Origin of the sequence: Mesorhizobium sp. M7D.F.Ca.US.004.03.1.1 (genome assembly GCF_003998635.1) — a bacterium.
In the GTDB taxonomy this organism is placed as follows: domain Bacteria; phylum Pseudomonadota; class Alphaproteobacteria; order Rhizobiales; family Rhizobiaceae; genus Mesorhizobium; species Mesorhizobium loti.
On record NZ_RZQG01001808.1, the window covers coordinates 1 to 443 of the forward strand.

The window sequence follows — 443 nt, forward strand, 5'->3', positions numbered from 1 at the left end:
CTCCGACGCCCCGCGCGGCGACCGCGCGGATCGCCTCGAACAGGATCTTCTCTTCATCGTCGGTCAGCGCCGAGGTCGGCTCGTCGAGGATGAGCAGGCGAACATCGCCCATCAGCGCCTTGGCGATCTCGGTCATCTGGCGATAGGCGAAGGGCAGCGAGCCGACCATGGCGCGCGCATCGAGCGGGATGTTCTGCGATTTGAGGAATGCCTCGGCCTGCGCCACCAGCTGCCGCTTCTTCAGGAAGCCGAGCCGCGTCTTCGGCTCTCGCCCCAGCAGCAGATTGTCGGCACCCGTAAGCGATTCGACCAGGCTCAGATCCTGGTAGACCACCGCCACGCCGGCGTCGCGCGATTGCGCTGGCGAAGCAAACGAGACAGGTTTGCCATCGATCTCGATCGAGCCGCCATCATGCACATGCACGCCGCTCAGGATCTTGATC

The 443-nt window shown here is 64.8% G+C and carries 1 protein-coding gene; it reads right to left on the reverse strand.

Going from position 1 to position 443, the window contains the following annotated elements:
* On the reverse strand, positions 1 to 443 hold a 443-nt coding region (locus EN935_RS40150), incomplete at both ends, for an ATP-binding cassette domain-containing protein (RefSeq protein WP_164771936.1).